This is a genomic window from Verrucomicrobium sp. BvORR106 (assembly GCF_000739655.1).
Taxonomy (GTDB): Bacteria; Verrucomicrobiota; Verrucomicrobiia; order Verrucomicrobiales; family Verrucomicrobiaceae; genus Verrucomicrobium.
Map to the genome: position 1 here is coordinate 25,516 of NZ_BATR01000004.1, position 7,246 is coordinate 32,761.

Annotated in this window: 7 protein-coding genes and 1 pseudogene; 6 read left to right on the plus strand and 2 right to left on the minus strand. The window is 64.4% G+C overall.

Features of this window, described 5'->3' with window-relative positions:
• Positions 1-52: 52 nt before the first annotated feature.
• Positions 53-1,570: a PLP-dependent aminotransferase family protein gene (locus tag BV106_RS00695; RefSeq protein WP_038158935.1), complete on the minus strand. Its 1,518-nt coding sequence runs from the start codon at positions 1,568-1,570 to the stop codon at positions 53-55.
• Between the two features lie 122 nt (positions 1,571-1,692).
• Between BV106_RS00695 and BV106_RS00700 the strand changes: the two genes are divergently transcribed.
• The 4 genes from BV106_RS00700 (at position 1,693) to BV106_RS00715 (ending at position 3,437) form a co-directional block, all read left to right on the plus strand.
• Positions 1,693-2,169, plus strand: a complete 477-nt coding sequence (locus BV106_RS00700) for a carboxymuconolactone decarboxylase family protein (RefSeq protein ID WP_038158913.1) — start codon at positions 1,693-1,695, stop codon at positions 2,167-2,169.
• 57 nt (positions 2,170-2,226) lie between these two features.
• Positions 2,227-2,667, plus strand: coding sequence for a cupin domain-containing protein (locus tag BV106_RS00705; protein ID WP_038158915.1), 441 nt, complete (start codon positions 2,227-2,229; stop codon positions 2,665-2,667).
• Positions 2,668-2,709: 42 nt separating this feature from the next.
• Complete coding sequence (locus BV106_RS00710) at positions 2,710-3,135, plus strand: DoxX family membrane protein (RefSeq protein WP_038158917.1); 426 nt, start codon at positions 2,710-2,712, stop codon at positions 3,133-3,135.
• Positions 3,136-3,263: 128 nt separating this feature from the next.
• Positions 3,264-3,437, plus strand: a complete 174-nt coding sequence (locus BV106_RS00715; RefSeq protein WP_265595189.1) for a hypothetical protein — start codon at positions 3,264-3,266, stop codon at positions 3,435-3,437.
• Positions 3,438-4,034: 597 nt separating this feature from the next.
• Here BV106_RS00715 and BV106_RS00720 read toward each other — a convergent pair.
• Positions 4,035-4,862 carry a TIGR00282 family metallophosphoesterase gene (locus BV106_RS00720; RefSeq protein ID WP_038158921.1) on the minus strand — a complete coding sequence of 276 codons (828 nt, stop codon included), beginning with the start codon at positions 4,860-4,862 and terminating at the stop codon, positions 4,035-4,037.
• Positions 4,863-5,004: 142 nt separating this feature from the next.
• On the opposite strand from BV106_RS00720, the gene BV106_RS00725 reads away from it, so the two are divergent.
• Together BV106_RS00725 and BV106_RS37925 are read left to right on the plus strand one after the other, a co-directional pair.
• Complete coding sequence (locus BV106_RS00725; protein ID WP_265595190.1) at positions 5,005-6,372, plus strand: N-acetylmuramoyl-L-alanine amidase; 1,368 nt, start codon at positions 5,005-5,007, stop codon at positions 6,370-6,372.
• Between the two features lie 352 nt (positions 6,373-6,724).
• Positions 6,725-7,246: pseudogene (locus BV106_RS37925) on the plus strand (hypothetical protein); the annotation flags it as partial.

Consider the following 7,246-nt stretch of genomic DNA (forward strand, 5'->3'; position numbering starts at 1 on the left):
CATCTGAAGCCAATGACGCGTCCTCCCCACCATCGCACCCCCAACATCTTGACTACTGACGCACTGACGCACTGCCTACTGGCCCCTTTCCTTCCAACACCTTCGCCAGTTTCCTCGCACCCTCCCGGATCAATTCCGGCCGGTAGCCGCCGAAGCCCAGCAGCAGCCCGTTCACGTCCTTGCGCCGGATCTGGAACATGGAGAGCGTCATGCACCGCACCCCTTGCCGCGCCGCCGCCTCGGCCACGGCCTGATCTTTGAGTGACGGAGGCAAATGCCCCGCTGTCTGCATGCCGGCATGAATCGGGGCGATCTCGATCAGCCCCGCCAGCGGACCGGTCGCCGCCATTTCCATCAGGGTTTCCAGGCGCTCCGCATACGCCTCCCGCATCCGGCGGATGTGCTGGCCGAAGTGGCCCTCCGTGATGAAATCACACAACACGGCCTGATCCAGCAATGGCGGGAAACGATCACTCAGCGAGCGGGCCACGGCAAACGGCTCCACCAGCCGCGGCGGCAGCACCACATAGCCCAGCCTCAAATTAGGAAACAACATCTTGTTGAAACTCCCCGCGAAGATCACGCAGCCGCTGCCGTCCAGCCCCTGCATGGAGGGCAGCGGCCGCCCCTGGTAACGGTACTCGCTGTCATAGTCGTCCTCAAAGATCCATGCCCCCGCCTCCTGTGCCCACCGCAGCAGGGCCAGGCGACGTTCCAGGCTCAGGCTTGCACCCAGAGGAAACTCATGTGCCGGCGTCACATAGGCCAGCTTGGCATCCGCGGCCAGCTTTTGCCCTTGGGCCACGTCCAGCCCATCTTCATCCACAGGGACGGCCACCAGCCGCGCTCCCACGGACCGAATGGCGCCCACCGCCCCGATGTACCCCGGGTCCTCCATCCATACCTTGTCGCCAGGGTCCAGCACCAGCCGCGCCGTAAGGTCGAGCGTCTGCTGGGTTCCGGAAACAATCACCACCTGATCCGCCGTGCAGTGTACCGCCCGGGCAGATCCCAGATAGGCCGCCACTGCCTCCCGGAGCGGCCGGTACCCGTGAGCCTCCGCCACGCCCAGTTGCAGTCCGGAGGCCCGTCGCAGCCGACGCCCTGCCAGCCGGCTCCACAGGGTGGTGGGAAAGAGATCCAGCGCCGGCTGGTTGGGCTCAAACGCCACCCCCGTAGGAGCCACCCCGCGAAGAGGAAACAGGGGGCGCAGTGTCTGGGACCATGCAGAAAGTCTGGCCCGTGAAGGTGTCACACTCGCCGGTGCCGCCTGCAGGGAGGGGGCCGGGGCAAAGAAACGCTCTGGCAGATTGCCCGCCACCCGTGTGCCCGATCCCACTTCGCTCTCCACATAGCCCTCGGCCTTGAGTTGCTCGAACGTGACCAGCACCGTGCCACGTGCTACGCCGTACTGCGTCGCCAGATCCCGGGTAGAGGGCAGCCGCATGCCCGGCTTGAGCCGGCCCTCAGCGATCGCGAGACGAAGCTCCTCGTAGATCCATCGGAAAAGGGGCGTGCCCCCCGGGGCCGGGCGCAGCGCCAGTTCCTGCAGGGATGCTTTTCTGGCCATGGCGTGGGTGTCTCCGGGAAAAAAGTGGTCCAGTTGATATCGGGTAAATGGACCTTCCGACAAGTCCATTCGCAAGCGAATCTTTCTCGCGTTCGAAACACCAAAATCAAACCAACATCCTTATGAGTGAGATCTCTGACACCCCGGAAGGCAAGCCCCGCATGGCATATCACCTGGCCAGCCCCGACGCTGTGAAGGCCATGTTCGCCCTGTCTGCCGCCGTCCAGAAACTCGGCATCGAGCCCAAACTCCTGGATCTGATCCACCTGCGCGTCTCCCTGATCAATGGTTGCGCCTACTGCATCGACCTCCACAATCGCGAGGCGCTCGCCCGCGGAGAAACCGCCCGCCGTCTGAATCTCCTGCCCGTGTGGCATGAGGTCCCCCACCTCTACACCAGCCGCGAACGTGCCGCCATCGCCTGGACCGAGGCCGTGACCCTCATTTCCCAAACGCATGTGCCCGATGACGTGTATGCCCGGGCCCGCCAGGAGTTCTCCGAGACCGAACTGGCCAACCTCAACCTCGCCGTCGTGGCCATCAACGGCTGGAACCGCTTCGCCATCAGCTTCCGCAAGATGCCCGAAGAACTGAAATAATACCCTCGAACCCCGCATTCTGTATTCCGCATTCCCAATTCCACCTTCCGCATTCCTATGACTCTTTCCCGTCGCCAACTCATGACCCTGCTGACCGCTGCCTCCGGCGTTCCCGCCTTCGCAGCAGCAGCCTCTGCCGCCACGCACCAGGATGCCGCCCAGACCGGCTCCAAGGTCACCTCTCTCTTCACCCGCGCCCTCGCCGGACATCCTGAAAGCGATGTCAACATGGTGCTGGTGGAGTACACCGGAGGAGCCAGCTCCCCGGCCCATCGCCACTCCGGCCCCGTCTTTGTGTATGTGCTGGAGGGTGCCGTGGAGATGCAGATCACCGACGGACCGCTCACCAAGCTCACCAAAGGTGAGACCTACTACGAGCCTCCTGGTGGCGTGCATCTGGTCTCCCGCAACGCCAGCGCCACGGAGCCCGCCAAGCTCCTCGCCTTCGTGATCGGCCCCAAGGGAGAGGCCCCGACCGGACCGGTGGAAAAACACTGATCACGCCGCCACACCCACGTCACCCCAGGCTCACCATAAGTTATGACATTGAACCTTCTCACCGTCTGGAGCCTGCGCATCAGCCTGGCTGCCGCCTTCCTTTCCGCCGTGGCAGACCGCTTCGGCCTCTGGGGCCCGCCGGGGGCGCCGAACGTCGCCTGGGGTGACTGGGCCAGTTTTGTGGCTTACACCGGCACTTTGAATGCCTTCCTGCCCGCCTCGCTCTACGCGCCGCTCGGCTGGATCGCCACTGTGGCCGAGGTGGTCTTGGCCGTCTGGCTGCTGGTGGGGGTGAAACTCCGCTGGGCCGCTCTGGGCAGCGCCGCGCTCCTCCTCGTGTTCGCCTTGTCCATGACCGTCACCGTAGGCATCAAATCCCCGCTCAACTACTCCGTCTTCACCGGGGTGGCCGCCGCCCTGGCCCTGGCCTGCCTGGCCGCTCGCCCCGGAAATCTTCAAGCCCGGTGAACAAAAGTCAGAATAAAAACGGCGACCTGCCCGTCACAAAGGCAGATCACCGGACATGCAGTCATTGAAAGGCAGGAGTGAACCCCCTCGCTCCTGCCAATCACAAAACCCTCAATCCCTCCCACTCCATGAACCCCGATTCCACTGCTCGCATCGTCAGGATCCTCCTGTCCGCCACTGTGGCCTTGGGCCTCCTCGCGGCGGCAGTTCGTCCGAACTTGGTTTATGGCGGGAACACCCCCTTGAGCACCCCGCTGGCGGCAGGCAAGACGCCGGCGGGGGCCAGTGGGTGGATTCGGTAACCCGCAGAAGCGGCACTGTGAATCTAACCACAGAGGCACAGAGAACACAGAGGGCTGAGTTAAGGATAGAGGTAAACGGTGGATAGGTGGCCTCAGAGACGCTTCCTCGAACCTTTCAGTCAAACGTCCCTCCGGCACCTCAAGCCCCCGGGATCCACTCAAATCCACCACGCTCAACACCTGGCGGCGCAGCCGCTTTGGGACTGCGGTGAGCATCACCGCTTTCGGGACGGCTTGTGAGGTTCGATCCCCCTACCAGCAGCAGCGGAGCCCATTCCTCCGCTCCCGCCACATCTTAGTCAGCCCGACACAGGACTCCCCAAAGCGGCAATGCTTGCCGCACTCCCAAAATCCCGCAAGCGGGATCAGGTGGAGGATGCCGACAGGGCTTACACCTACAAGCGGCCTGCGAAATCCGTGGGCCGTGGGACTGCCGTTCCCGGAAACTTCGCGTCGGAACAGCACGCATCCTGCGCACCCCACACGTCCTCCTCTCTCCAGCGAAGCGCCTCAACCAGGCGCAGCCATCTCAACCAGCAACGCGTCTCAACGTGCCGCTTGCGGCACATGCGGCACATCTCAACTTCCCTCTCTCCCCTAGCTCCCTTCCGTGCTGCCGTGCCACACCCGCTGCAGGCGCTCGATCTTCAGCGCCTTGCCGGTCGTCGCATCCACATCCACCACTGCGCCGCACAGTTTCACCTGGCCACGAGCCACATGGCCCTTGCTGGGCAGCAGCTTCGTAAACCGCTCGATCGCCGTCTGCACCTCCATGCCGATGCAGGAGTCCACCGGACCGCACATGCCCGCATCACAGAGGAACGCGGTGCCGTTTGGCAGCACCCGCTCATCCGCCGTCTGCACGTGCGTATGCGTCCCCACCACGGCTGAAACGCGACCGTCGAGATACCAGCCCAGCGCCATCTTCTCGCTCGTGGTCTCGGAGTGCATGTCCACAAAGATGACCGGCGTCTCCTTGCGCATCTCCGCCACCACCTCGTCCATGACGGTGAAGGGGTTCTCCAGCAGCATCTTCATGAAGGTGCGGCCCTGGACGTTGATCACGCCCACCTTGCCTTTCTTCGTCTCCAGCACCAGCGATCCCTCCCCGGGCGTGCCCGCGGGGTAGTTCACCGGCCGGAGGAGGCGCGGCTCTTCTGAAAAATACGGCACAATCTCCTTCTGATCCCACACGTGGTCCCCCGTCGTGATGACGGCCGCCCCAGCGCGCATCAGGCCGATGGCGATCTTCGGCGTGATGCCACGACCCCCAGCGCTGTTCTCGCCATTCACGATGGCGAAGTCGATGTGCAACTCCTCCTTCAACCGTGGCAGCATCTCTCCCACGGCCTTCCGTCCCGGGTCACCCATCACGTCACCTAAAAACAGGATGCGAATTGTCTGGTCAGAAGGGGCGTCTGTCATGCAGTACGTATTTGAGGATGAATTGTCCATGAATCAAGTCTAGGCTGCCAGCATGTTGGACGGATGCTGCAGACCTTGGATGACCGGAGTTGCCCTCCTCGCGGGGTTGAACTGCGGCGTGATGGCGCAAGCGCCAGCTCCCATGCCTGCAAGCGTCCCCGCACCCGCGGCAACTCAAGCCCCTGCCTCCGCCCCGGCACCCTCCGCGGCCCCCACGTCCGCTGAGGCCCCGGCTGTGGGTCCCCTGGCGGCAGATTCCCCGTCCGCCCCGCTCACACCGGCCCCGGCGATCCTGGCCAAGCCCAAGCTCAGCCCCTTGGCAACCCCGCCGAAATGGGACGAGCTGAAAGCCTACGATGGCGTGCTTACCCGCGCCCAATTCGAGAAAGCCATCTCCCATGTCTATGGCAATGGCTCCAACTTCCCACCGCCGTGGAAGCTGGATGACCAGGGCATCATCGTGGACACCACGCCCGGCAAGCTGCCGGTGCGAATCACTTTTCGTCCCGCCACCGCTGAGGCCAGGCAGGTCACCCACTACTGGCGCGCCGCCAAGGACCTGCGACCGCTTGAGCCAGGTCAGCCCTCGCTGAAGGGCGTGCACATCGCCCTGGACCCCGGCCACATCGGCGGTGGCTATGCCCACCTCGAGGAGCGCTGGCTGAGCATGAATCCGGGTGAGGAAATCATGGAGGGCCGCATCGTCCTCCAGGTGGCCCAGCTCCTCAAGCCCCGGCTTGAAGCCCTCGGAGCCCGCGTCAGCATGGTGCGGGAATCCGAGAACCCGCTCACCAAGGACACGCCGGAGAGCCTCCGGGATGAGGCGCTCAAGGTCCTGCACGAGGCCGGCATCGCCAGCCCCAAGGACACCTACACCGACCCTCGCGACGAAGCCCGCATCCTCAGCGTGCAGTGGCAGGCGGAGAAGCTCTTCTACCGCGTGAGTGAGATCCACGCCCGCGCCCGCCGGGTGAATGAGGAACTGCGGCCCGATCTGGTGCTCTGCCTGCACCTGAATGCCGAGCCCTGGGGCGATCCCAAAAAGCCTTCCTTCGTGGATGCCAACCACTTCCACCTGCTGATTAACGGCTGCTACAGCCCGGATGAGCTGCAGTACGAGGACGTGCGCTTTGAGATGCTGCGCCGCCTTTTCTCCCGCACGGAGGAGCAGGAAATGGCCATGGCAGCGCCAGTCGCCGCCGCCATGGCCACGGCCACGGGACTCCCGCCGTACCTCTACACCACCGCAAATGCCCGTCGGGTCTCAGGAAGCCCCTTCGTGTATGCACGGAACCTGCTGGCAAACCGGATGTATGAATGCCCGGTCCTCTACTTTGAGCCCTACGTCATGAATCACGGGGAAACCTACCGCCGTCTCCTGCTGGGTCACTTCCTGGGGCGCACGCTCCTGGATGGCAAGCTGGTCACCAGCCCACTGGAGGACTATGTCCGCGGGGTGGAACGAGGCCTGGTGGAATACTTCACCCAAGCACGGAAAGGAGGCGCCTGATCATGCGCTGCCTCGTCGTAGGATGTGGTTACTCGGGTGAGAAGCTGGCAGACCTCCTGCATGAAGCAGGACACGAGGTCACCGGGCTCACCCACTCGCCGGAGTCGGCGGAGCGGCTCGCTGCGTCCAAGCCCTACCCGGTGCTCGCCGCAGACGTCAGCGATGAAGCCAACCTCGCCAGCGTGGCGGCCACCCTGTCCGGCCCGCCGGATGCGGTCATTCATTGTGCCTCCTCGAACCGGGGCGGCGCCGATATGTACCGCAAGGTGTACCTGGAGGGCTGCACCCATCTCACCGCCCTCTTCCCCCAGCCCATCTCCTCTTCACCAGCAGCACCAGCGTTTACCCGCAGGTGGACGGCTCCCTGGTGGATGAGTCCAGCCCTGCCGAACCCGAGCGCGAGACCGGCCGGCTCCTGCGCCAGACCGAGGAGCTCGTCCTCTCCCACGGCGGCACCGTCACCCGTCTGGCTGGCATCTACGGGCCCAACCGCTCGTTTGTGCTCAAGAATTTCCTCGAAGGCAAGGCCTCCATCGAGGGCGCAGAAGGTCAGGGGCGCGTGCTCAACCAGATCCATCGCGATGACGTAGCCAGGGCCATCATGCACCTGGTGCTGGGCGGACACCGTGGCGTGTTCAACGTGGTGGACGATGCCCCCATGACGCAGCGCGAGTGCTTCAAACACCTCGCCGCCGGCTTCGCCCGCCCCCTGCCGCCCGTGGCCCCGCCCAACAACGAGCGGAAACGCGCCTGGACCAACAAGCGCGTCGCCAACGCCGCCCTGCACGCCACCGGATTCACGCTCACCTACCCCGGCTACTTCGACGCGCTGGACCACGACCCCCACTTGGTGCCGTCCATCCTCACCGAACTG

Coding starts and splice junctions, on each gene's coding strand:
- BV106_RS00715 (WP_265595189.1), top strand. CDS start 3,264: ATGAACCCCGATTCCACTGCTCGCATCGTCAGGATCCTCCTGTCCGCC.
- BV106_RS00710 (WP_038158917.1), top strand. CDS start 2,710: ATGACATTGAACCTTCTCACCGTCTGGAGCCTGCGCATCAGCCTGGCT.
- BV106_RS00725 (WP_265595190.1), top strand. CDS start 5,005: ATGCCTGCAAGCGTCCCCGCACCCGCGGCAACTCAAGCCCCTGCCTCC.
- BV106_RS00700 (WP_038158913.1), top strand. CDS start 1,693: ATGAGTGAGATCTCTGACACCCCGGAAGGCAAGCCCCGCATGGCATAT.
- BV106_RS00705 (WP_038158915.1), top strand. CDS start 2,227: ATGACTCTTTCCCGTCGCCAACTCATGACCCTGCTGACCGCTGCCTCC.
- BV106_RS00720 (WP_038158921.1), bottom strand. CDS start 4,862: ATGACAGACGCCCCTTCTGACCAGACAATTCGCATCCTGTTTTTAGGT.
- BV106_RS00695 (WP_038158935.1), bottom strand. CDS start 1,570: ATGGCCAGAAAAGCATCCCTGCAGGAACTGGCGCTGCGCCCGGCCCCG.